Annotated in this window: 18 protein-coding genes and 3 pseudogenes; 8 read left to right on the top strand and 13 right to left on the bottom strand. The window is 71.8% G+C overall.

Annotated features, from left to right (window positions below; genetic code table 11):
* The first annotated feature begins 168 nt into the window (after window positions 1–168).
* Entirely contained in the window at window positions 169–534 is a 366-nt protein-coding gene (locus tag F3T56_RS39430) for a DUF1844 domain-containing protein (protein ID WP_149830283.1), read from the top strand.
* Window positions 535–667: 133 nt separating this feature from the next.
* Here F3T56_RS39430 and F3T56_RS39425 read toward each other — a convergent pair whose 3' ends face one another.
* Window positions 668–1,399, bottom strand: coding sequence for an SseB family protein (locus F3T56_RS39425; RefSeq protein WP_149830282.1), 732 nt, complete (start codon window positions 1,397–1,399; stop codon window positions 668–670).
* Window positions 1,400–1,548: 149 nt separating this feature from the next.
* Here F3T56_RS39425 and F3T56_RS39420 point away from each other — a divergent pair, with 149 nt between their 5' ends.
* Complete coding sequence (locus F3T56_RS39420) at window positions 1,549–2,610, top strand: serine hydrolase (protein WP_149830281.1); 1,062 nt, start codon at window positions 1,549–1,551, stop codon at window positions 2,608–2,610.
* A gap of 3 nt (window positions 2,611–2,613) precedes the next feature.
* On the opposite strand, the gene mycP is transcribed toward F3T56_RS39420, so the two are convergent.
* Window positions 2,614–3,876 carry a type VII secretion-associated serine protease mycosin gene (gene mycP, locus F3T56_RS39415; RefSeq protein ID WP_149830280.1) on the bottom strand — a complete coding sequence of 421 codons (1,263 nt, stop codon included), beginning with the start codon at window positions 3,874–3,876 and terminating at the stop codon, window positions 2,614–2,616.
* On the bottom strand, window positions 3,873–4,907 hold the full coding sequence (locus F3T56_RS39410) for a hypothetical protein (RefSeq protein ID WP_246204315.1): 1,035 nt from the start codon (window positions 4,905–4,907) through the stop codon (window positions 3,873–3,875). Before F3T56_RS39410 ends, mycP begins: the two co-directional genes overlap by 4 nt.
* A gap of 913 nt (window positions 4,908–5,820) precedes the next feature.
* Here F3T56_RS39410 and F3T56_RS39405 point away from each other — a divergent pair.
* The gene (locus tag F3T56_RS39405; protein WP_149830279.1) at window positions 5,821–7,023 is read left to right on the top strand and encodes an amino acid deaminase/aldolase; all 1,203 of its coding nucleotides are present in this window, start codon (window positions 5,821–5,823) and stop codon (window positions 7,021–7,023) included.
* Window positions 7,024–7,033: 10 nt separating this feature from the next.
* Here F3T56_RS39405 and F3T56_RS39400 read toward each other — a convergent pair whose 3' ends face one another.
* Genes F3T56_RS39400 through F3T56_RS39385 form a run of 4 tightly spaced genes read right to left on the bottom strand, consistent with a single transcriptional unit; the run spans window position 7,034 to window position 11,594 of the window.
* Window positions 7,034–7,957: a DUF2510 domain-containing protein gene (locus F3T56_RS39400; protein WP_149830278.1), complete on the bottom strand. Its 924-nt coding sequence runs from the start codon at window positions 7,955–7,957 to the stop codon at window positions 7,034–7,036.
* 44 nt (window positions 7,958–8,001) lie between these two features.
* Window positions 8,002–8,823 carry a 3-oxoacyl-ACP reductase gene (locus F3T56_RS39395; RefSeq protein ID WP_149830277.1) on the bottom strand — a complete coding sequence of 274 codons (822 nt, stop codon included), beginning with the start codon at window positions 8,821–8,823 and terminating at the stop codon, window positions 8,002–8,004.
* On the bottom strand, window positions 8,820–10,208 hold the full coding sequence (locus F3T56_RS39390) for an aldehyde dehydrogenase family protein (RefSeq protein WP_149830276.1): 1,389 nt from the start codon (window positions 10,206–10,208) through the stop codon (window positions 8,820–8,822). Before F3T56_RS39390 ends, F3T56_RS39395 begins: the two co-directional genes overlap by 4 nt.
* 27 nt (window positions 10,209–10,235) lie before the next feature.
* Window positions 10,236–11,594, bottom strand: a complete 1,359-nt coding sequence (locus F3T56_RS39385) for a glutamine synthetase family protein (RefSeq protein ID WP_149830275.1) — start codon at window positions 11,592–11,594, stop codon at window positions 10,236–10,238.
* A gap of 212 nt (window positions 11,595–11,806) precedes the next feature.
* On the opposite strand from F3T56_RS39385, the gene F3T56_RS39380 reads away from it, so the two are divergent.
* Window positions 11,807–12,541: a FadR/GntR family transcriptional regulator gene (locus F3T56_RS39380; RefSeq protein WP_149830274.1), complete on the top strand. Its 735-nt coding sequence runs from the start codon at window positions 11,807–11,809 to the stop codon at window positions 12,539–12,541.
* 64 nt (window positions 12,542–12,605) lie between these two features.
* Entirely contained in the window at window positions 12,606–13,304 is a 699-nt protein-coding gene (locus tag F3T56_RS39375; RefSeq protein ID WP_149830273.1) for a gamma-glutamyl-gamma-aminobutyrate hydrolase family protein, read from the top strand.
* Window positions 13,305–13,585: 281 nt separating this feature from the next.
* On the opposite strand, the gene F3T56_RS39370 is transcribed toward F3T56_RS39375, so the two are convergent.
* The 6 genes and pseudogenes from F3T56_RS39370 to F3T56_RS50365 form a co-directional block, all read right to left on the bottom strand.
* Complete coding sequence (locus F3T56_RS39370; protein WP_149830272.1) at window positions 13,586–14,527, bottom strand: LysR family transcriptional regulator; 942 nt, start codon at window positions 14,525–14,527, stop codon at window positions 13,586–13,588.
* A gap of 207 nt (window positions 14,528–14,734) precedes the next feature.
* Window positions 14,735–15,334, bottom strand: coding sequence for a helix-turn-helix domain-containing protein (locus F3T56_RS39365; RefSeq protein ID WP_149830271.1), 600 nt, complete (start codon window positions 15,332–15,334; stop codon window positions 14,735–14,737).
* Between the two features lie 128 nt (window positions 15,335–15,462).
* Window positions 15,463–16,254 carry a hypothetical protein gene (locus F3T56_RS39360; protein ID WP_216373064.1) on the bottom strand — a complete coding sequence of 264 codons (792 nt, stop codon included), beginning with the start codon at window positions 16,252–16,254 and terminating at the stop codon, window positions 15,463–15,465.
* Window positions 16,191–16,331 (bottom strand): annotated as a pseudogene (locus F3T56_RS39355) (glycine betaine ABC transporter substrate-binding protein); the annotation flags it as partial. The pseudogene F3T56_RS39355 and the gene F3T56_RS39360, both read right to left, overlap by 64 nt.
* Before the next feature lie 306 nt (window positions 16,332–16,637).
* Window positions 16,638–16,984: pseudogene (locus F3T56_RS39350) on the bottom strand (ABC transporter permease subunit); the annotation flags it as partial.
* Window position 16,985: 1 nt separating this feature from the next.
* Window positions 16,986–17,768: pseudogene (locus F3T56_RS50365) on the bottom strand (ATP-binding cassette domain-containing protein); the annotation flags it as partial.
* 373 nt (window positions 17,769–18,141) lie between these two features.
* Here F3T56_RS50365 and F3T56_RS39340 point away from each other — a divergent pair.
* The 3 genes from F3T56_RS39340 to F3T56_RS39330 all read left to right on the top strand — a co-directional run bounded on the left by F3T56_RS39340 (window position 18,142) and on the right by F3T56_RS39330 (window position 21,912).
* Window positions 18,142–19,086: a 5'-3' exonuclease gene (locus F3T56_RS39340; protein WP_149830297.1), complete on the top strand. Its 945-nt coding sequence runs from the start codon at window positions 18,142–18,144 to the stop codon at window positions 19,084–19,086.
* Window positions 19,087–19,299: 213 nt separating this feature from the next.
* Window positions 19,300–20,169 (top strand): siderophore-interacting protein, encoded by an 870-nt coding sequence (locus F3T56_RS39335; protein WP_149830270.1) that lies wholly within the window; start codon window positions 19,300–19,302, stop codon window positions 20,167–20,169.
* Between the two features lie 81 nt (window positions 20,170–20,250).
* Window positions 20,251–21,912 carry a serine hydrolase gene (locus tag F3T56_RS39330; RefSeq protein ID WP_149830269.1) on the top strand — a complete coding sequence of 554 codons (1,662 nt, stop codon included), beginning with the start codon at window positions 20,251–20,253 and terminating at the stop codon, window positions 21,910–21,912.
* Window positions 21,913–22,094: the final 182 nt, after the last annotated feature.

Genomic DNA, 22,094 nt, shown 5'->3' with positions numbered 1-22,094 from the left:
TCCCGGAAGAGGGTCAGGTGGGAGTTCGGAGCCTCCACTTGCGGGTCGGGCACACATATGTCCGACCGGTCGTTAAGCCACTTTACAGTGTCAAGACCCTGGCCGCCAATCGGGGCGCCTGGGCTCCCACAGATCGGGGCACGGGCGCCGGGGCCTATCGTGTGGGGCATGAGTGACACCCCTGCCGAGTCTTCCGAGGCTCCCGACTTCGACTCCATGACCCGCGACATCGCCGAGGTCCCCGCGGTCGAGGTGATCGTGACGGTCGCCGTCAACCTGATGAGCGCCGCCGCGGTGAAGCTCGGTCTGACCGAGGAGGGCGACAAGTACAAGGACCTGGACGAGGCCCGCAAGCTCGTCACCGCTCTCGCCGGCCTCCTCGACGCGTCCGCGACCGAGATCAGCTCCTTCCACGCGGCCCCGCTGCGCGACGGTCTGAAGTCGCTTCAGCTGGCCTTCCGCGAGGCGTCCCTCGTCCCGGACGAGCCGGGCCAGGGCCCGGGCGAGAAGTACACGGGCCCGATCTACGGCTAGGGGGTGTTTTGAAAGTCCCGTGCGGTGCCCGTGCCCGCCGCGGGTGGGGGTCCCCCCGCTCGAGCGGAGCCGAGAGTGGGGGAACGTGCCGGGCGCCGTGGGTGCTGTGCGGGCACACCCCCTAGGTCACAGGTCAGCCTTTGACGTACAAGGGCTCGCCCGGGGGCGTCGCCCCGGCCGGCAGGAGTGCCAGGTCTAGGCCGCGTACCAGGCGGGCCCTCAGTGTCTCGTCGGCGGCGAGGCGCCGGGCGACCGCCTGTGCGGCGTCGGCGGGGGGCGCGGACGGGTCGAGTACGAGGGCCAGCGTGCCGTCGGCTCGGCCCGGGCCGAGGTGGGCGCGGAGTACGGCGGGCTCGGCGGCGACGGCGTCCCGTACGGCCTCGACGACGGCCGGGTCGGCGAGCGGGTCGGTCGTCGTACGGCCCTCGGCGAGCGCGCGCAGCGCGGGCCCGGTCAGCTCGTACGGCACCGGACCGGCCAGGTCCAGCACGATCGTGTCGGCCTTCTCGTGCGCGGCGGCCTGGAGGGCCTGATGCAGGGGTACGGCGACGGGGCGGGCGGCGGGGTCCCAGCGGGCGAGGGAGTCGGTGGAGGTGAACGCGGGCAGGGCTGTGCGGCCGCCGGCCTTCAGGGTGGGGACGGCCATGTCGCTGGTCTTCTCGCGGCGCAGCCCGTTCTCGTCCTCCTCGACCTCGCCGAGCACGGCCACGACGGGGACGAGCAGCCGGGCCCCCTTGAGGGCTTCCAGGACGGGACCCACGGCGGTGCGGTCCTCGGCCCAGGCGGCGAGCGCGGCAATCAGCCGGGGGTCGGCGGAGCCGTCGTCGTCGGAGTAGCCGGGGTCGGGAATGTTCTTGTTCGCCACGGTCGTCGACCCTATCGGGGGAAGTCTCCTGGGCCTTTGCCGGGCCGGAAACGTGACGGTCACGTCACTCACGGTTTTCTCAGCTTCCCCTGACAAGCATCTAACAATCGCCTAACCCACCGCACAGCGCGGCGCAGAACCATCGCCGCATGCCTCCTCGCAGAGTCCGTCGCCGTGCCTTCCTGTCCGGGCGCCGTCCGATCTTCCGCGCCGCGCTGGCCGCCGTCGTCGTGTGCGCCACGGCTGCCGCCGGGACGGTGTACGTGACGGCCCGGGCGCAGGGTGGCGGGGGTGCCGCCGTATCGTCGTCGGCGTCATTGCCGGTATCGCCCTCCGCCTCCTCTTCCGTCGCGCCGGGTGCGGACGCGGTCGCTGAGGAGGCTTCGGTGGAACCTGTGGCGGCGCCCGAGGTGGATCACGACGAGTCCCTCGCCACGGCCCTTGAGGACGTGGCCGTCGAGAACGGGGCGGCCGTGTCCGTCGCCGTGCTGGACGTCGCGTCCGGGGACGGGGCGGCGTACGGGGACGCGCGGTTCGAGACCGCGAGCATCGTGAAGGTGAACATCCTCGCGGCCCTGCTGCTCCACGCCCAGGACGCGGACCGGCAGCTCACGGCGCAGGAGAGGACGTACGCCTCCGCGATGATCCGCGACAGCGACAACACCTCCGCGACGGTGCTGTGGAAGGCCATCGGGCTGGCGGACGGTCTGGACGCCGCGAACGAGCGGTTCGGGCTGACGGACACCGCGGGAGGCGACGGTCTGTACTGGGGGCTGACGCGGACCACGGCCGCCGATCAACTCGCCCTGCTCCAGCAGGTGTTCGGGGAGAGCGGCGATTCCGAGCTGAGCGAGGCCTCGCGGACGTATCTCCAGGAGCTGATGGGGCGGATAGCGGTGGGGCAGGACTGGGGTGTCTCGGCCGTCGCGTCGGGCGCCTCGGGCGCCTCGGAGGAGGGGGCCTCCGGCTCCGGATTCGCCCTGAAGAACGGGTGGTTGCCGCGTACCGCCACCGGGCTGTGGGTCATCAACAGCATCGGCCGGGTCACGGTGGACGGGCGGGAGTATCTGGTCGCGGTGGTGTCGCACGGCAACACGACGAAGGAGAAGGGGATCGCGGTGGTCGAGGCGGCGGCTCGGGCGGCCGTCTCCGTGTTCGGGGACTTCGGGGACGGCTTGGTCGCTCCGGCGAGTGCGACCACCGCGTCGTAGCCGTCAGATGACGAACTCGTCCGGGCGGCCGCGGCCTCCGCGCCACACCACGACTGCCGTGACCAGCAGGACGACGCCGAGGCCGCCCGCTAGGGGGGCGACCCAGCCGGAGGTGGCGTCGTCCTCCTTGACCGGGTCCGGGCCGGAGCCGAAGTACTCACGGCCGTACGACGCCGTCTTGAGGTCGTCCGGTACGAGTTTGCCGCCCTCTCTGATGGCGGCCGCCGGGTCGACGAAGCCGAAGCCCCGGGAGTCGTCGCGGCCGCCGGTGGGGGTGTCGCGGGCGGTGTCCTCCAGGAGCCGTTTGACCTGGGCGGGGGTCAGGCCGGGGTGGGCCGCCTTGATGAGGGCGGCGGCGCCGGAGACGAAGGCCGCGGCGGCGCTGGTGCCCCACCCCTCGTAGTACTTGCGGTCGGGGTCGGCGATGACGACATCGACGCCGGGGGCGCTGACGGTGGCGTACCAGCGGCGGGTGGAGAAGGCGGCGCGGGTGCCGTACTCGTCGACGGCGGTCACCGCGATGACGCCGGGGTAGGCGGCTGGGTACGAGACGTGGTCGCCCTTTTCGCCGCCGTTGCCGGCGGAGGCCACGACGACCGAGCCCTTCTTCAGGGCGTACTGGACGGCGGCGTCCTCGGAGGGCTCGGGGTGGGCGGACTCGGAGTCGTCGCCGAGGGAGAGGTTGATGACGTCGGCGCCCTGGTCGGCGGCCCAGCGGATGCCCTCGGCGAGGGCGTTGCCCCGGGTGCTGCGGGCCTTGGAGCGGGCGGAGTCGCCGTCTTCGAGGATGACGCGGACGGGGAGGATCTTGGCCTCCGGGGCGATGCCCAGGACGCCGTCGCCGTTGTTCACGCCGTGTCCGTGTCCGGCGATGATCCCGGCCATCGCGGTGCCGTGCCGGGCCCAGGCGCGGTCGCCGCGCGAGGCGCCGAAGCCGACCATGTCCTTCGTCGGCAGGACGTTGCCGGTCAGGTCGGGGTGTTCGTCGTCGACGCCCGTGTCGAGGACGGCGACGGTGATGCCCACGCCCTTGGTGGTGCGCCACGCCTCCTCGGTGTGCATGGCGTCCAGCGCCCACTGCTGGTCGCGGATGCTGTCGGCGTGGGCGGCGGTGGATGGCAGGAGGGCCAGCGAGGCGGCGAGGGGGAGGCTGAGGAGACCGACGCGGAGGGTACGGCGGCGGTACCGGCCGCCGCTCTTCGCGGTGTTCTCGGTCTTGTTGGTGTTCCCAGCTTTGTCGGTGTTCTCGGTTTTGTGGGCTTTCATGAAGGCTGCTCCGTGGCGGACGCGGCGGTCTTGCGCAGGCCGCGTTCGATGCGGTCGGCGAGGCCCTGGGCCTCGTGGCCGAGGCCGGACTGGGCGGGGGCCGTGGTGGCGTCGGACTTCATCGCGTCCTCGGCGGGCTGCGGTTCGGTGACCGTACGGCCGTCGGCGAAGCCCGAGACGGCGTAGACGACGACCGGGGCGTCCGTGAGCACGGAGATCGTCCAGGAGGCCCGCTGGTCGTCGCCGAACCCGGCGGCGACGGTGTCCTCGGCGGCGTATGGGCGGGGCATCAGGTCGGTCCGGCGGTCGAGGCCGTCCCTCGCGAAGCGGGCCTTGAGGGAAGCCATGGTGGCGGCGTCGGCCTTGGTGAACATCATGCCGACGGTGGTGACGTTGCTGTGGGTCGCGTCGGTGTAGGTGGCGCGCAGGAGCCGCAGGCAGCCGGCAGGGGTGAGGGCCTTGCGCAGCAGCGGGTCGAAGGCGTCCGCGCAGCCGCTGTCGGGCGCGACGGCGACCCGGGTCCAGGTCCGGTCGGTACCGCCGGGCCCGGCGCCCTCCCCCTGCACGGTGGGCGGGAACAGTTCGTCCACGGGCACGCTGTGCCACAGGTCGGCGGCCGCGACGAAGCTGCCGCGGGCCCCCTCGGCCCCCGTGTCCCCGGTGAGCCAACTCCCCGCCGCCGCACCGCCGATGAGCCCGACGCCGAGTACGACACACGCGGCGACGGCCGCGGCACGGGCCCCGGACGGGCGGAGCCTGCGGTGCCCGTCGTGCGACTCGGGAGCCTCCCACTCCTCCCACGCCGACGTGTCGGGCTGCGCGAACGTCACGTAGGGGCGCCCGGACGGCGCGCCGAGCGCCGCGTCGATGGCTTCGGCGGAGCGCCGGGAGGACGCCGTCGGGGGCTGCCAGCCACCGGGCCGGTCGGGCTCGGCGGAACGCGGCCTGGTATCGGGCCTGAACTCTTCCGGCAGGGGGCGGCGGAGGGGCGATACCGGTGGCGGGGCGTCGGGGAAGCGTGCCGAGGGCACCGGCGGAGCGTCTGTGAGGCGGGCCGGGGCCGCGGGCGGGGCGTCCGGGGAACGCGGTGCGGGCGGAGCGTCGGGGAAACGTGCCGAGGCCACCGGGGGAGGTGGTGTGGCCGAGCTGTCGCGTCCCTGCCCGGCGGTTCGGCGGAAGTCGGAGAAGCGCGGGTGTTCCGCACGGCGCTGAGCGGCACCGCCGTCCGCGCCGGAGCCACGCGAGGGGCTCTGCCCGCCCGCCGCACCCGGGTCGTGTACGTCCCGGGGCGCGCCCGGCGCCGTGGACGGGCGAGGAGGAGTACCGGGCCGCGCGGGCACCCCCACCACCGGCGGCCGCTGCGGGCGCCGCGGCGCGGTCGGCGTACCCCCGGACGACGAACCCGATACCGAGGCGTCACTCGCGTACGAACGCGAGCCCGAGCCGCTCCCCGTGGTCGGGCCCCACGCCGAAACGCTCCCGGTGGTCGAACGCGGCCCCGTCCCCTCGTCGTTCAGCCCGGGCTCGTGGGGCGGCGGCTGGGTCGGGGCGGTCGGGGGCGTGGTGGGCGGGGTGTCGGGGCCCGGAGGTATGGACGGGCGGGGTGGCCGCGGTGGGCGTGGGGGGATGGAGGCGCGGCGCGCTTCCGTGCTCATGCACCCCCCAGTTTCCTCGTACCCGGGCCGACCCGGAGGTCGTCCGGGCGCCGACCGCCCGTGGGGAGCGGCCGTCACGCGTGCGGTGGGACCGTGCCGCCAAGGCATGCGCCACACCACGGGCAGCCATACCCGTGGCAGCGGATCGGCATCCCCGTCGAGGTCGTCCCGTGCGTTCGCGTCACTCTACGGGTTGCCCCCCGTCGAACGGGAACCAGTCGGCAGCACCGGGGCTTTAGCCCGGAACGTCCCCCTACCCTGCGGTAATCATGTCTGGCAGTCTTCGTTCATGACTGCGCGCGCCGCCGACCGGGTCCGCTACGACCGGGCCACCGCTCATCTCGACGCACCTCTCGCGATCGTCGACCTCGACGCCTTCGACGCGAACGCCGACGATCTCGTCCGCAGGGCCGGCGGCAAGCCGATCCGGGTCGCGAGCAAGTCCGTGCGGTGCCGGGCGCTGCTCGAACGGGTGCTGGCCCGTGAGGGCTTCCAGGGCATCATGTCCTTCACCCTCGCCGAGTCCCTGTGGCTGGCGCGTTCCGGGTTCGACGACATCCTCCTCGCCTATCCGTCGGCCGACCGCGAGGCCTTCGCGGAACTGGCGGGCGACCCGAAGCTCGCCGCCGCCGTCACTGTGATGATCGACGACCCGGCCCAGCTCCGGTTGATCGACGACTCCCGCCGGGGCGGCGGTGAAGTGGTGCGTGTCTGCCTGGAGTTGGACACCTCGCTGAAGCTGCTCGGCGGGCGCGTACGCGTCGGGGCGCGGCGGTCCCCGCTGCACTCCCCGGAACAGGTCGCGGCGGTGGCCAGGGCCGTCGCCGAGCGGCCGGGGTTCAAGCTGGTCGGGATCATGGCGTACGAGGGGCATATCGCCGGGGTGGGCGACTCGGTGGCGGGGCGGCCCTTCCGTTCGCGTGCCGTGCGGCTGATGCAGGCCACCGCGAAGAAGGAGCTGGCCGCGCGGCGGGCCCAAGTCGTGCGTGCCGTACGGGCGGTGGCGCCGGACCTGGAGTTCGTCAACGGCGGCGGCACGGGCAGTGTGCAGCACACGGCGGCCGAGGACGCGGTCACCGAGATCGGCGCGGGCTCCGGGCTGTACGTCCCTCGGCTGTTCGACAACTACACCTCGTTCAGCGGGCGTCCGGCCGCGCTGTTCGCGATGCCCGTCGTACGGCGTCCGGGGGTGGGTGTCGTGACCGTCCTGGGCGGTGGTTATCCGGCCTCCGGCGCCGCCGGGCGTGACCGGCTGCCCGTGCCGTATCTGCCGGAAGGGCTGAAGTACGACCCGCAGGAGGGTCCCGGCGAGGTGCAGACCCCGCTGCTGGGGTCGCCGACGGACGACCTGCTGCTCGGCGACAAGGTGTGGTTCCGGCACGCCAAGGCCGGGGAGCTGTGCGAGCGGTTCGACGTGCTGCATCTGGTCGAGGGCGACGAGGTGACGGCGACCGTGCCGACGTACCGCGGCGAGGGCCACACGTTCTTGTAAAACCCCGTCGCTAGGGGCCGATGCTGCTGCCCACTCCCCCGCCCGTCTCCCTGTCCGCCTCGTCGCCCATCGGCCGGATGCCCTTGATGATCTTGTCGATGTCGTCGACCGGTGGGCCGTCGGGGCCCGCGTCGAGGGTGAACCGGACGAGCACCGGTGTCCCGGTGCCGCGGCTGGACGGGAAGACGAGGGACTGGACGTAGCCGCCTGGTCCGGCCTCGGTCGTGACGCGCCAGCGCACGAAATACCCGGCGCGGCCCGCGACGGCGACCGAGCCGGAGTCGACGACCTCGTGGCCGGTGATGCCGTTGTAGGGGCGCCGGTCCAGCTTGTCGCGGTCGTACGCGTCGTTCGCCGCGTCCTCGATGTCGTTCTCGGCGAGGACCTTCGGGGAGGTCTCGTCCTCGCCGGTCACGGGCCGCGAGAAGACCCAGCCGCTGCGGCACAGACCGCCGTCGCCGGGGCAGTCGTACGTGCCGTCCCGGACCAGGACGGCGTCCTCGGCTGTGTCCTCGCCGCTGATCCAGCCGTCGAGGATCGGGAAGGTGATGCCGTTGAGGTCGTCCGCGACGACGGTCGGATCACCGGAGGGGGACGCCGACGGGGACGGGCTGTCACTGCCGTCGGTGCCGGAGGTCGGAGCCGCGGGCGCGGAGGTCGTCGTCCTCGTCTCCTGGCCCCCGTCGCCGTCCTTCGCGAACACGACGACGCCGCCCGTGACGGCGGCGGCGACCAGAACGGCGCCGGCCGCGGCCAGGGCGACGACCGTGGTGCGCCCGGGGCCCTTGCCCGCGGGCGGCCCCGGCTGGGCCTGCGGCGGATCGGGCACCGCCGGCTGGCGCCGGTAATCGGTCCATGCGGTCCCGTCCCACCAGCGTTCGGTGAGCGGGTAGGACGGGTCGCGGTACCAGCCGGGCGGCGGCGAACTGCTCATCCCGGCACTTTAATCACACCCGGCGTGGGCGCGGCTCAGGACTGCTACAGCGGCGTGACGTACGCGCCCGAAATGCCGCCGTCGACCAGGAAGTCGGTGGCGTTCACGAAGGACGAGTCGTCGCTGGCGAGGAAGGCGACGGCGGCGGCGATCTCGTCGGCCTCCGCGAACCGGCCGAGCGGGATGTGCACGAGTCGGCGCGCGGCCCGCTCCGGGTCCTTGGCGAACAGCTCCTGGAGGAGGGGGGTGTTGACCGGGCCGGGGCACAGCGCGTTCACGCGGATGCCCTCCCGCGCGAACTGCACGCCCAGCTCACGGGACATGGCCAGCACACCGCCCTTGGAGGCCGTGTACGAGATCTGGGAGGTCGCCGCGCCCATCCGGGCCACGAACGACGCGGTGTTGATGATCGAGCCCTTGCCCTGGCGCCGCATGTAGGGGATCGCGGCCTTGCAGCACAGGTACACGGAGGTGAGGTTGACCTCCTGGACCCGCTTCCAGGCCTCCAGGCCGGTCTCCAGGATGGAGTCGTCGTCGGGCGGCGAGATGCCCGCGTTGTTGAAGGCGATGTCGACGCTGCCGTAGGTGTCGTACGCGGTCTTGAACAGCGCCTCGACCTGCTCGGCGTCGGTGACGTCGACCTTCACGAAGATCCCGCCGACCTCCTCGGCGGCCGCCTTGCCGCGCGCGTCGTCCACGTCGCCGCAGACCACGTGCGCGCCCTCGGAGGCGAGTCGGCGCGCGGTGGCGAGGCCGATGCCACTGCCGGCGCCGGTGATGACGGCGGTACGGCCGACGAGTCGGCGGCAGGCGGGGGTCTGGGGGGAACCCCCAGTGGATGTAACAGTCTCCTGGGGCTGGGTCACTGTGCGGGGCCTTCCGTGCTGATGAAGACGTTCTTGGTTTCGGTGAAGGCGGTGAGCGCGTCCGGGCCGAGTTCACGGCCGATCCCCGACTGCTTGAAGCCGCCGAAGGGTGTCCAGTAGCGGACGCTGGAGTGGGAGTTGACGGACAGGTTGCCCGCGCGGACGGCCTGGGAGACACGCAGGGCGCGGCCGACGTCCCGGGTCCAGATGGAGCCGGAGAGGCCGTACGGGGTGTCGTTGGCGAGCCGGATCGCGTCGGCCTCGTCCTCGAAGGGGATGACGACGGCTACGGGACCGAAGACCTCCTCGGCGGCCACGCGCGCGTGCGGCTCGACGTCGGTGAGGACGGTCGGTGGGAACCAGAAGCCGGGCCCTTCGGGGGCCTTGCCCCGGATGCCGGGCGCGTCGGCGTCGACGTACGAACGGACGCGCTCCAGTTGGACCTTGGAGATCAGCGGGCCCATCTGGGTGGTCTCGTCGGCCGGGTCGCCGACGCGGACCGACTCGATGCCGGGGGCGAGGAGGTCGAGGAAGCGGTCGTAGGCGGAGCGCTGGACGAGGATGCGGGTGCGGGCGCAGCAGTCCTGGCCGGAGTTGTCGAGGAAGGCCATGGGGGCGGTGGCCGCGGCGGCTTCGAGGTCGGAGTCGGCGAAGACGATGTTGGGGCTCTTGCCGCCGAGTTCGAGGGTGACGCGCTTGAGGAGCGCGGAGCCCTTGGCCAGCACCTGTTTGCCGACGGCCGTCGACCCGGTGAAGACGATCTTGGCGACGCCGGGGTGCTCGACGAGGGCGTTGCCCGCGACGGGGCCGTGGCCCGGCAGCACCTGGAAGAGGCCTTCGGGGAGCCCCGCTTCCATGGCCAGCTCCGCCAGTCGCAGAGCCGTGAGCGGGGTCGTCTCGGCGGGCTTGAGGATGACCGCGTTGCCGGCCGCGAGCGCGGGGGCGACGCCCCACGCCGCGATGGGCATCGGGAAGTTCCAGGGGGCGATCACGCCGACGACGCCGAGCGGTTCGAGGAACGTGACGTCGAGACCGCCGGCCACCGGGATCTGACGTCCGGTGAGCCGTTCGACGCCGCCCGCCGCGTAGTCGAGCAGGTCCCGGACGTTGCCGGCCTCCCAGCGGGCGTTGCCGATGGTGTGCCCGGCCTCACGGACCTCCAGCCGGGCCAGCTCTTCGAGGTGGTCGTCCACGGTCGCGGCGAAGCGGCGCAGCAGCCGGGCGCGGTCGGCGGGGGCCAGCGCGGCCCACACCCGCTGGGCCTTCGTCGCCCGTATGACGGCGGCGTCGACGTCCGCCGGGGTGGCGGCCGGGACGGTGGCGACGAGCTCCTCGGTGGCGGGATTGAGGACACGGAGTTCGTGCTCGGTGTGCTGCTCGGACAAGAAAGGGCCTCTCGGAGCGGGGGTGGATTACAGACGTTCGAAGGAGCGGCGCAGCTCCCAGTCGGTCACGGCGGCGTCGAAGGCGGCCAGTTCGACGCGGGCCATGTTGAGGTAGTGCGCGACGACCTCGTCGCCGAACGCGGCCTTGGCGACGGTGCTGTTCTCCCACAGCTCGGCGGCCTCGCGCAGGGTGGTCGGGACGTGCGCGTACTCGGAGGTGTACGCGTTGCCCGCGCACACCTCCGGCAGCTCCAGCTTCTGCTCGATGCCGTACAGCCCGGCCGCGACGAGCCCCGCGACGGCGAGGTGCGGGTTGACGTCACCGCCGGGGAGGCGGTTCTCGAACCGCATGGAGCGACCGTGGCCCACCACCCGCAGCGCGCAGGTCCGGTTGTCGTACCCCCAGGCGACGGCGGTCGGCGCGAACGATCCCGGCTGGAACCGCTTGTACGAGTTGATGTTGGGCGCGTAGAGCAGCGAGAAGTCACGGAGGGCGGCGAGCTGTCCGGCGAGGAAGTACCGCATGACCTGGGACATCTCAGGACCGTCGGCCATGGCGTTGGTGCCGTCGGCGTCCGCGAGGGAGAGGTGGATGTGGCAGGAGTTGCCCTCGCGGTCGTTGTACTTGGCCATGAAGGTGAGCGACATGCCCTCCTGGGCGGCGATCTCCTTGGCACCGGTCTTGTAGATCGCGTGCTGGTCGCAGGTGACCAGGGCCTCGTCGTACTTGAAGGCGATCTCGTGCTGCCCGGGGTTGCACTCGCCCTTCGCGGACTCGACGGTCAGCCCGGCCGCCGCCATCTCGTTCCTGATCCGCCGCAGCAGGGGCTCGATACGGCCCGTCCCGAGCACCGAGTAGTCGATGTTGTACTGGTTCGCCGGGGTGAGGCCCTTGTAGCCCGCGTCCCAGGCCTGCTCGTAGGTGTCCTTGAAGACGATGAACTCCAGCTCGGTGCCGACCTGGGCGGTGTAGCCCAGCTCGGCGAGGCGCTCCAGCTGGCGGCGCAGGATCTGGCGGGGCGCGGCGACGACCGGTGAACCGTCGTTCCAGGCGAGGTCGGCGATGAGCATGGCCGTGCCCTCGTTCCAGGGCACCCGGCGCAGGGTGCTCAGGTCGGGATGCATGGCGAAGTCGCCGTAACCCCGGTCCCAGGAGGACATCTCGTAGCCGTCGACGGTGTTCATCTCGGTGTCGACGGCGAGCAGGTAGTTGCAGCCCTCGGTGCCGTGGGAGAGCACCTCGTCGAGGAAGAAGCGCGCGGCGAACCGCTTGCCCTGGAGGCGTCCCTGCATGTCGGGGAAGGCCAGGACGACGGTGTCGATCTCACCGCCCGCGACGAGGGCATGCAGTTCCTCGACGCTGAGCGGCGCTGTGCGGTCTGCCACGGGAAGGCTCCTTCGGGCTTTCAACAGGCTTTGCCGTCTTGCTGCGGGCTTTCTGCGGGCTTTCTGCGGGCTTTCTGCTGTCTCCTGCGGGCTTGCTGGGTCTTGCTGTGGCCTTGCTGGGTCTTGCTGCGGGCTTCTTCACGCTTCTACGGTGGGACCGAGAGCCATAAGGTATTGCCGAGAACCATTGCTTGGGAAGGGGGCACGGCCACATGTCGGCGGAACCTGACGGCAACCCTGAGGACCGGCTGACCCCGGTGCTGCGGCCGGTGCGGGCGGGCAACGGGTTCGAGGAGGCCCTCGAACAGATCCTCCAGGTCGTACGGCTCGGGCTGGTGCCCTGCGGCGGGCGGCTGCCCGCGGAGCGCGAGCTGGCCGAGCGGCTCGGGATCAGCCGGGTGACGCTGCGCGAGGTGCTGAAGGTCCTCCAGGACCAGAAGCTCGTGGAGTCGCGGCGCGGCCGGTACGGCGGCACGTTCGTGCTGCCGCGCGCCGACGCCGGCGGGCAGGACGAGCTGCGGCGCCGTATCGCCAAGGTCGACATCGAGGACGTGCTGCGCTTCCGGGAGGTGCTGGAGGTGGGCGCGGCCGGGTTGTGCGCGACCCACGGGCTGACCGGCGAGCAGGCGGTACGTCTGCGGGAGGCGCTGGCGCGCACCCACGACGCGCCCCTCGCCGACTATCGCCGCCTCGACACCCTCCTCCACCTCACCCTCGCGGAGCTGTGCGGCTCCCCCAGTCTCATCGCCCAGTACGCGGCCGTACGCGCCTCCGTCAACGAACTCCTCGACTGCATCCCGTTGCTGGTACGGAACCTGGAGCACTCCCAGCGGCAGCACGTCGCGCTCGTCGAGGCCGTGCTGGACGGGGACGCGGACGGGGCGCGGGAGATCACGCGGGAGCACTGCGCCGGGACGGCGGCGCTGCTGCGGGGGTTCTTGACGTGAACCGTGGCCGGGGTGCGCGGTACAAAGGTATGGACGTGTCCCATTGAGGGCGAGGGAGAAGCGCGTGGCCAGGCCGCTGATCGGTGTGAGTACGTATCTGGAGTCCGGGGCGCGCTGGGGTGTGTGGGAGCTGGAGGCGGCACTGCTGCCGGTCGGCTATCCGCGGCTCGTCCAGGCGGCGGGGGGTGTCGCCGCGATGCTTCCGCCGGACGATCCGGCGTACGCCGCGGAGGTAGTCGCGCGGCTTGACGGGCTGGTGATCGCGGGTGGGCCGGATGTCGATCCGGCGCGCTACGGGGCCGAGCGGTCGCCGCGTACGGGTCCGGCGGCGGCGGAGCGGGATGCGTGGGAGTTGGCGTTGATCGGCGCGGCGCTGTCGGCCGGGACGCCGTTGCTGGGTATCTGCCGGGGGATGCAGTTGTTGAACGTCGCGCTCGGGGGGACGCTCGTGCAGCACATCGACGACCATGTGGTGGAGGTGGGGGTGTTCGGGCGGCATGCGGTCAAGCCCGTGCCGGGGTCGCTTTATGCGGAGATCGTGCCCGAGGAGACGTCGGTGCCGACGTATCACCATCAGGCGGTGGATCGTCTTGGGGAGGGGCTGGTGGCTTCGGCGTATGCGGGGGACGGGACGGTGGAGGCGGTCGAGTTTGCCGGTGGGGCTGGGGCTGGGGTCGGGTGGGTGTTGGGGGTTCAGTGGCATCCGGAGATGGGGGAGGACGTTCGGGTGATGCGGGCGTTGACGCTGGCCGCCGCTGGTTGAGCCGGGTTTTTCTCGCCCCCGCCCCTACCCGTCCCATCCCCAGGGGCTGCCGCCCCTTTGACCCCGCTGCGCCTTTGAGCTCGGGGGGTTCGGATTCGTTGGCGGGTGCGGGTGGGTGGGGGTTGATCGCGCCCACGCGGCGGAGCCGCAAATCGACACAGCCCCGTGCCCCTTTGCGGGCGGAGGTGGGTTGGCTTGTGCGGGTTCGTTGGGGCTTGTCGCGCTCACGCGGCGGAGCCGCATGAGCACACAGTCCCGCGCCCCTTGCGGGGGCGCTTCGGTCAGGTGGCTGGGCCTCGGGTCAGGCTCAGTAGGTCTCTTGCTGGGCCTGCGGGTCTGTGGCCTGTGGGCCAGACCGCTCGTAGGGCGCGGCGTAGGCGGATGCCCTCTACCGGGATGCGGACCAGCCGGCGGGCGGAGAGTTCCTCGCCGAGGGCGAGCTCACTGAGGACGGCGGGGCCGGCGCCGCTGAGGGCGGAGGACTTGACCGCCGTGGTGGAGGAGAGCTCGATGAGGGGCCGGGCGAGGCCGCCGAGCGCCCCTTCCAGGACCTGGCGGGTGCCGGAGCCCTTTTCGCGGAGGATCAGGGGGGTCGAGGCCAGCTCCGCCGCGTCCAGGGGCTTGCGGCGGCGCGCCCAGGGGTGGTCGGGGGCCGTCACGACGATCAGGTGATCGTGGGCTATGACCGCCGCGTCCAGGCCGGCCGGTACGGTCGGTCCCTCCACGAAGCCCAGGTCGGCTTCGTCGGCCAGCAGCCGCTCCGCGACCACCGTCGAGTTGCCCGCCAGCAGCGAGACCGCCGTGTCCGGGCGCTCGGCACGCAGCGCGATGAGCCAGCCGGGCAGCAGATACTCGGCGATGGTCATGCTCGCGGCGACCCGCAGACGCGAGTCGCGCCGGTCCCGCAGCGCCTGCGCGCCCACGTCGAACGCCTCGGCCGCCTCCACGATCCGCCGGGCCCAGTCCGTGACCAGCGCCCCCGCGTCCGTGAGACTGGACCCACGCGGCGACCGGTCCACCAGAGCTACGCCCAGCTGCCGTTCCATCGAACGGATCCTGCTGCTCGCCGCCGGCTGAGTGATCCCCAACGACTGGGCTGCCCGCCCGAGCGAGCCGAGCCGCGCGACGGCCAGCAGCAGTTCGAGGGCGCCCAGGTCCGGCACGCGATGGGCCAGCCCCGCGCTCCGCTCCACAGGCGCGAGGCCACGATCACGGTCGCTCATAACTCCAGCTTATGCCCGAGGGGCGGGTGCCTGAGAGCTCGGGTGGGTGCGGTTGCGATGCCGGGTGCGGGCGAGTGGGGGCTTGTCGCGCAGTTCCCCGCGCCCCTAAAAACACCGGGCGCGCCCGCGCTTTTCAGGGGCGCGGGGAACTGCGCGAGCAACCCCCGCCCACCCGCAGCCGCCCAACCGACCGCACCACCCGAGCCCTCAGGCACCCCCCATTCGGCCGCGCCCTCCGTGGCGGTCCTCCAGGGCCTCGATGTGGTCGGCGACGGCCACCACGATCACGCGGGTGTCGGGCACGGTGGCCCGCCACCGGTGCCGTACGCCACCGGACATGTACAGCGTGTCGCCGCGCCCGAGCCGGTTGGCGCGTCCCTCGGCCTCGACCTCGACGGCACCGTCGGCGACGTACATCAGCTCGTCGTTGCGGTGCTGGACCTCGCGGCCCTCGTCGTGATCGCCGGTGAACTCCATGGCGTGCAGCTGGTGGTGACCGCGCACCAGGGAGCGTGAGCGGGACTCGGCGGGCATGAAACCGTCGTCGGCGGCTTCAGCGCGTACGACATCGACGCTGCACGCCGGGTCGGCCGCGGCGAGCAGTTCGACCGCGGTGGTGCCGAGCGCGTCGGCGATGCGCTCCAGGGAGGGCTTGCTGGGGCGGGCCCTCTCGTTCTCGACCTGGCTGAGGAAGGGAACCGACAGGCCGCTGCGCTCGGCCACGACGGAGAGGGTGAGCTCCAGTGCCCGGCGCCGCCGCCGGACGGCCGCGCCCACCCGAAGGGGCTGTTCTTTGTGGTCGCCCATAGCTCCGGCTCCCTCCTTCGCTCGTCGGTCGGCTCTCGGACGCCTACGGGTCCGGTTACGGATGCCCACCGGCCCCGGACTCATACGGGACTCATCCGGCGCACATCTCCTGATGAGTTCTCTGCACCCTACGCATGTTCGGCAAACCGTTTCATGCGCCCGTCACATCCCTGTAAACCGGGGAGGGGTTCATGCTCACAGTTCGCGCCAGTAGACGAGCTGTCCCGCCTCGCCGCGCGCCGCCCCCCCTCCCGCGGTACGAAGAGGCTGACCAGGAGCGCGGAACGCCCCTCGGGCGTGGCAAGGACGGTGGCCGACGGGTTGGCCAGGGCCTCGCTGCCGCCCTGGGTGCGCGGAGTGAGGCTGCCGGCGCGTCCGGTCACCGGATCGTAGGCGTACGTTCGCCAACTGCGGAAGTCGTCGCGCCGGTGCTGGCCCTCGATCAGCACGATGGGTTCGCCATCCAATGCAACGCGGGTGCGGTCGCCGATGTTCCCGGCCGTCCCCCAGGCCGCGACGGCACGGTCCAGCCGGTCATCGGGCTCGGCGTGCCAGGTGGTGAAGTCCCTCAGCGTGCCCCGGAGTTGGCGGTCCGTTCCGCACGACTCCTGGTAGTGGCCGGTGAGTTCGACCGTGTCGCCGTCCACTGCGGTGACATCGGGCGTGCCCTCGGCGCAGCGCGAGAGGGTGCGGGGAGCGTCGAAGGCACGGTCGGCCTCACCTGCCAGAAGGGCGTCGAGACCGGGGTAGCCGCGGACCGCGATGTGGTTGTCCGGATCTTTCTCGTACGCCAGTACGCAACCACCGCGTCCGTTCGGTGCGAGTGAGGCCTGGCTGGCGCCCGGGCCGAAGTCCTGGGGCCGGCCGCGTACTGGGTGGTGGTGACGTCGAAGCCGCGTCGCTCCAGGAGCTCCTTCCACAGGTAGGTGGAGGCGATGCCCTCGTCCCACGGGACGTAGCCGATGTTGATCTCCTTGGCCTTGCCGACGTTCGTGGCGGAGGCCTCGGCGGTGCCGGCGGAGGGGCGGAAGGTGCCCATGGGCCGCCAGTGCCGACGATGACGGCCGACCGACAGGGCCACCAGTCCGATTAGTGATCCGTAGCGATATCGTGACAGACTGTCATGTGCACGCCCGGTGCCCAGGCGACGTCGGGCACCCTCCTCGGTCGGGTCATGCGGCCTGATCGACCAGCGTCCGGAGGGGCGTGCCACGCGGGCTGGCGGCACCTGCCGCTCAGCACCAGGGCACGAAGGCGATTGGCCTCACACCCTGAGCAACGTTGAGGAGTCACTCGGCCAGTCAGAGACGCTCAGCATGATGACCTGGTTGGCGTTGACGTCCGCCATGATGGTCGGGCACACCCCGGGGCACCCTGCATGCACAGCAGGGTGCCCCGGGGTGTGCCACCGAACGCCTCGGCCGCTTCGACGAGTTCGGCGTCCACCTGGCGGATGCCCAGCTCGGTCATGCGGACGCCGGGGGCGAGCGCGAAGATCAGCGTGGCGACGACGCCGGCCGCGGTGCCGAGGCCGAAGAAGATGATGGCCGGGATCAGCAGCACCATCGACGGCATCGTCAGGAGCAGGTCCAGGAGGGGACGTACGGCCGCGCTCACCGTCTTCGAACGGGCCGCCCAGATGCCCAGCGGAGTCGTCGGCCGGGCGGAGGAGGATGTCCTCGGCGGTGCCGGTCTGGACGGTACGGCCGTCGCGCATGACGGCGATGCGGTCGCCCAGGCGCATGGTCTCGTTGAGGTCGTGCGTGATGAACACGATGGTCTTCTTGAGGGTCTTCTGCAGCTGGAGCAGCTGGTCCTGCATGTCGCGGCGGATCAGCGGGTCGAGCGCGCTGAACGACTCGTCCATGAGCAGCGGATCGGCGTCCGCGGCGAGGGCACGGGCCAGACCGACGCGCTGCTGCATACCGCCGGACAGCTCGTCGGGCCAGGACTTCTCCCAGCCGGCCAGCCGCAGAGGGCGAGCGCCTCGGTGCACGTTTCTCGCGTTCGGCGCGCGGTACACCCTGGACCTCCAGGCCGTACGCGGCGTCCTCCAGGACGCTGCGGTGCAGGAAGAGCGCGAAGTGCTGGAAGACCATGCTGATGCCGTGCGCGCGGACCGCGCGCAGTTCGCGGTCGCTCAGCGCGGTCAGGGCCCGGCCGTCGAAGCGGACGTGGCCCGCGGTGGGCTCCAGGAGCCCGTTGAGCATGCGCAGCAGGGTGGACTTGCCGGAGCCGGACAGGCCCATGACGACGGAGATCTGGCCCGCCTCCACGGTGAAGGAGGCGTCGATCACGGCGGGGGTGGTGCCGTCAGCGCGCAGTTCGGCGCGGTCGGCGCCGGCGCGGAGGCGTTCCACCGCTTCGTCGGATCTTCTGCGAAGACCTTGCACAGGTTTTCGGCCTGGAGCCTGGTGGGCTGACTGGCTGACACAGGTACCTCTCGGTTCGCAAACAGGACGGCCCGCCTCCCCCGCCCGCAGGACGGCCGTGGAGCGCGGCGGGATCGGCCCGCCCGACCGGTGGCACCACACTGTTTTCACCAGGTCTTCGCAGGGTCGGCAGGCCGGCCCCGCTTTGCTCCCGGGCTGCGCATGCCTGGGCCTGAGCAGGGCAAACGGGAAAGTGGTCGGCCTCGCAGATCGTTCACTGGTGCACACGCGCGGCGCGTACGCCTGGCGCGTGCGCGGGTCCGCGTCCGCGCCGAATCGTGTCTAGGCCCCGCTGAATCGTGTCCGCGCCCGCGCTGGATCGTGTTCGCGTCCGCGCTGGATCGTGTTCGCGTCCGCTTCGGGGGCGGCCTGTCGGTGGTGTACGGCATGATGCGGGGCGTGACCCGACGCCTGATGCTCCTCGACACAGCCTCGCTCTACTTCCGCGCCTACTTCGGGGTGCCGGATTCCGTGAAGGCCCCGGACGGCACCCCGGTGAACGCCGTGCGCGGGCTGCTGGAGTTCATCGACCGCTTGGTCCGGGACCATCGGCCGACGGACCTGGTGGCGTGCATGGACGCGGACTGGCGGCCGCAGTGGCGGGTCGACCTGATCCCCTCCTACAAGGCGCACCGCGTCGCCGAGGAGCACGCGGTCGGGCCCGATGAGGAGGAAGTGCCGGACACCCTGTCGCCGCAGGTGCCGGTCATCGAAGCGGTGCTGGACGCGCTCGGTATCGCGCGCGTGGGCGTCGCCGGATATGAGGCGGACGACGTGATCGGCACGTTCACGGCCCTCGCGAAGGACCCGGTCGACATCGTCACCGGCGACCGCGACCTGTATCAGCTGGTCGACGACGAGCGCGCGGTGCGCGTGCTGTACCCGCTCAAGGGTGTGGGGACGCTGCAGCTCACTGATGAGGCGGTGCTGCGCGAGAAGTACGGGGTGGACGGCCGAGGGTACGTGGATCTGGCCCTGCTGCGCGGCGACCCGAGCGACGGGCTGCCGGGGGTGCCCGGCATCGGCGAGAAGACGGCCGCGAAGCTGCTCGACCGGTTCGGCGACCTGGCCGGCATCATGGCCGCGGCCGACGACCCGGCGGCCGGGCTCACCCCGTCGCAACGCAAACGGCTCGACGAGGCGCGATCTTATGTTGCGGTCGCGCCCAGGGTCGTACGGGTGGCCGTCGACGTACCGTTGCCGGACGTCGACACGGCACTGCCGCGGACGCCGAAGGACCCGGCCGTGCTGGAGGCGCTGGCCGCGCGCTGGGGTCTGGGGGGATCGTTGCAGCGGCTGCTCACGACACTTCAGGGGTGACGCTTCAGGGGTGACGCTTCAGGGGTAGGGAGGGGCGTACGCGAGGGGGTGGCACGACACTCGGGTTGTGAGGGCTCGTTGTGAGGGCTCGCTGTGAGGGCTTTGAGGCGCGACTCACAGCGCAAAAGTCGTGATACACGCGGCGAGCGTGAGGTGTTCATGAGGGGGAGATGCTAACTTAGGTAAGCCTTAGCTAGGTATTTGGAGGCCGTCATGGCAGAGCGTCCGGTACGCAGGACCCCGAAGCCCCACTCCGCGCGAGTCGTCCGCACCGAGCGGCTCACCCCGCACATGCAGCGGGTCGTCCTCGGCGGCGACGGCCTCGCCGAGTTCAGTACACGCGGCAGCACCGACCATTACGTCAAGCTCCTGTTCGGCCCCGAGGGCGTGACCTACCCGGAGCCCTTCGACATGGAGCGCATCCGCGCGGAGTTCCCCCGGGACCAGTGGCCCGTGACCCGGACGTACACCGTGCGCGCCTGGGATCCCGAACTGCGCGAGCTGACCATCGACTTCGTGCTCCACGGCGACGAGGGCCTCGCCGGCCCGTGGGCGACGCGGGTCCAGCCGGGCGAACTGGTCCGTTTCCTGGGCCCCGGCGGTGCCTACGCGCCGAACCCGGAGGCCGACTGGCATCTGCTCGTCGGCGACGAGAGCGCCCTGCCCGCGATCGGCGCCTCGCTGGAGGCCCTGCCCGACGGGGCCAGGGTCCATGCGCTCGTCGAGATCGCCGGCGCCGAGGAAGAGCAGAAGATCAACTCCGATGTGGACGTCGTCTGGCTGCACCGTGGCGACCGCCCCGTCGGCTCGGTCCTCGTCGAGGCCGTACGCGCGCTGGAGTTCCCCGAAGGCCGGTTGCACGCCTTCGTGCACGGCGAGGCAGGCTTCGTGAAGGAGCTGCGCCGGATGCTGCGCGTCGAGCTTCAGATTCCGCGCGAGGACCTGTCGATCTCCGGCTACTGGCGCCTCGGCCACGACGAGGACGGCTGGCAGGCGTCGAAGAAGGAGTGGAACGCGCGCGTGGAGGCCGAGCAGGAGGGCGAGCAGAAGGCCGAGCAGGAGGGCGTGTCCGCACCGGCGTGACCCCGGGCCGGGTCCGCTCCTCCGCCCTCCGCCCTCCGCCCTCCGCAGGACAAAGCCCGGCTCACCCGTTTGAATGAACACATGGGTGTTCGGCAGGTGAACAAGCCCACGGGTGTTCGGCACGCGAGGACACGTCATAGGAGCAGGGCGCGGGTCGCGACGGCCTTGGCCTCGCTCCTCACCCCCGCCCTCGTCCTCGGCGGTGTCCCGTTCGGCACCGCCTCCGCCGCTCCCCCGCCTCAGCCGCCGCCCCGGCTCACCCAGGACGATGTCGACCGGGCCGTCGACGCCCTCGACTCCATCGTCGACAAGGGCATGGACCGCACCGGCGTCCCGGGCGTCGCGGTGGCCGTCGTCCACAAGGACGAGGTCGTCCGCCTGGACGGCTTCGGCAAACGGCACGTCGGTCAGGAGGCCGAGGTCGGCCCGGACACGGTGTTCCAACTGGCGTCCCTGTCGAAGCCGCTGGCGTCGACCGTGGTCGCCGGGGCCGTCGGCGACAAGTCCGCCGCCTGGGACGACCCGGTGGCCGAACACCTCCCGGACTTCGCCCTGAAGGACCCCTGGGTGACCGAACACGTCACCGTGGCCGATCTGTTCGCACACCGCAGCGGACTGCCCGACCACGCCGGAGACCTCCTCGAAGACCTCGGCTACGACCGGAAGTACATCCTCGAACACCTGCGCCTGGAGCCCCTGACACCGTTCCGCGCGAGCTACGCGTACACCAACTTCGGTGTCACGGCGGCGGGGGAGGCCGTCGCCGACGCGGCCGGGACGAGTTGGGAGAAGCTCTCCGAGGGCCTGCTCTACAAGCCGGCCGGCATGGACGACACCAGCTCCCGCTTCAGCGACTACGAGAGCGCGACGAACAAGGCCTTCGCTCATGTCCGCACCGACGAGGGCGACAGCGGCGGCAACGGGACGGGCAGCGTCGCCTGGGAGGCGAAGCACGTCCGGGACGCCGACGCGCAGTCCCCGGCGGGCGGCGCGAGCTCCACGGCCCGCGACCTCTCGCGCTGGCTGCGCCTCCAGCTCGCGAACGGCGAGCTGGACGGCGAGCAGATCATCGCCGCCGACCCCCTCAAACGCACCCACGTCCCCGCGATCGTCGCCCAGCCGCCGCCCGCCCCGGCGGGCCGCGCGAGCTTCTACGGCCTCGGCTGGAACGTCGCCTACGACGACCTGGGCCGCCTGCGCCTGAGCCACTCCGGCGCCTTCGCCCTGGGCGCCAATACCAACGTCACGATGCTGCCCGGCGAAGAGCTCGGCATCGCCGTCCTCACCAACGGCGCCCCCGTCGGCCTCGCGGACGCCATCGCCTTGGACTTCCTCGACACGGCCCAGCACGGCAAGCCGACCGAGGACTGGCTGGACCTCATCGGCGGGGTCTACGCGCAGGAGGAGCAGAAGGCCCGCTCCACCACCGACTACGCCAACCCCCCGGACGACGCGGCCGAGCCCCGCCCCGCCTCCGCCTACACGGGCACCTACCGCAACGCCTACTACGGCCCCCTGACCGTCACCGAGACAGACGGCGAACTCACCCTCCGTCTGGGCCCGAAGCCGATGACGTTCCGTCTGACCCACTACGACGGCGACACCTTCTCCTTCGAGACGGTCGGCGAGAACTCGAGCGGCCCCTCCGGGGTCACGTTCCGGGGCGACCAGGGCGGCACGGCGACACAGGTGACGATCGAGGCGTTCGACAAGGACGGCTTGGGAACGTTCAGGCGGGGCTAGGTCCTGTCGTCACATTCCCGTCTGCCGAGCGACGCCATGCACGCTCCCCCACTCTCGGCTTCTCCCCCATGAGCGGGAGGTGCCCCCACCGCCGCACCGGGCGAAAGCCCAAGTACATCCGGTACGAGGGCTTTCGCCCGGCACGCCCAGAGCACGCACCTACGCGGACATCAGCCGCTACC

Source organism: Streptomyces tailanensis, assembly GCF_008386495.1.
Lineage (GTDB): Bacteria > Actinomycetota > Actinomycetes > Streptomycetales > Streptomycetaceae > Streptomyces > Streptomyces tailanensis.
The sequence above is the reverse complement of the archived record's forward strand: the minus strand, read 5'-3'. Positions and strand labels throughout refer to the sequence as shown.

Coding starts and splice junctions, on each gene's coding strand:
- F3T56_RS39430 (WP_149830283.1), top strand. CDS start 169: ATGAGTGACACCCCTGCCGAGTCTTCCGAGGCTCCCGACTTCGACTCC.
- F3T56_RS39420 (WP_149830281.1), top strand. CDS start 1,549: ATGCCTCCTCGCAGAGTCCGTCGCCGTGCCTTCCTGTCCGGGCGCCGT.
- mycP (WP_149830280.1), bottom strand. CDS start 3,876: ATGAAAGCCCACAAAACCGAGAACACCGACAAAGCTGGGAACACCAAC.
- F3T56_RS39405 (WP_149830279.1), top strand. CDS start 5,821: ATGACTGCGCGCGCCGCCGACCGGGTCCGCTACGACCGGGCCACCGCT.
- F3T56_RS39400 (WP_149830278.1), bottom strand. CDS start 7,957: ATGAGCAGTTCGCCGCCGCCCGGCTGGTACCGCGACCCGTCCTACCCG.
- F3T56_RS39380 (WP_149830274.1), top strand. CDS start 11,807: ATGTCGGCGGAACCTGACGGCAACCCTGAGGACCGGCTGACCCCGGTG.
- F3T56_RS39370 (WP_149830272.1), bottom strand. CDS start 14,527: ATGAGCGACCGTGATCGTGGCCTCGCGCCTGTGGAGCGGAGCGCGGGG.
- F3T56_RS39365 (WP_149830271.1), bottom strand. CDS start 15,334: ATGGGCGACCACAAAGAACAGCCCCTTCGGGTGGGCGCGGCCGTCCGG.
- F3T56_RS39335 (WP_149830270.1), top strand. CDS start 19,300: ATGGCAGAGCGTCCGGTACGCAGGACCCCGAAGCCCCACTCCGCGCGA.
- F3T56_RS39330 (WP_149830269.1), top strand. CDS start 20,251: ATGGGTGTTCGGCAGGTGAACAAGCCCACGGGTGTTCGGCACGCGAGG.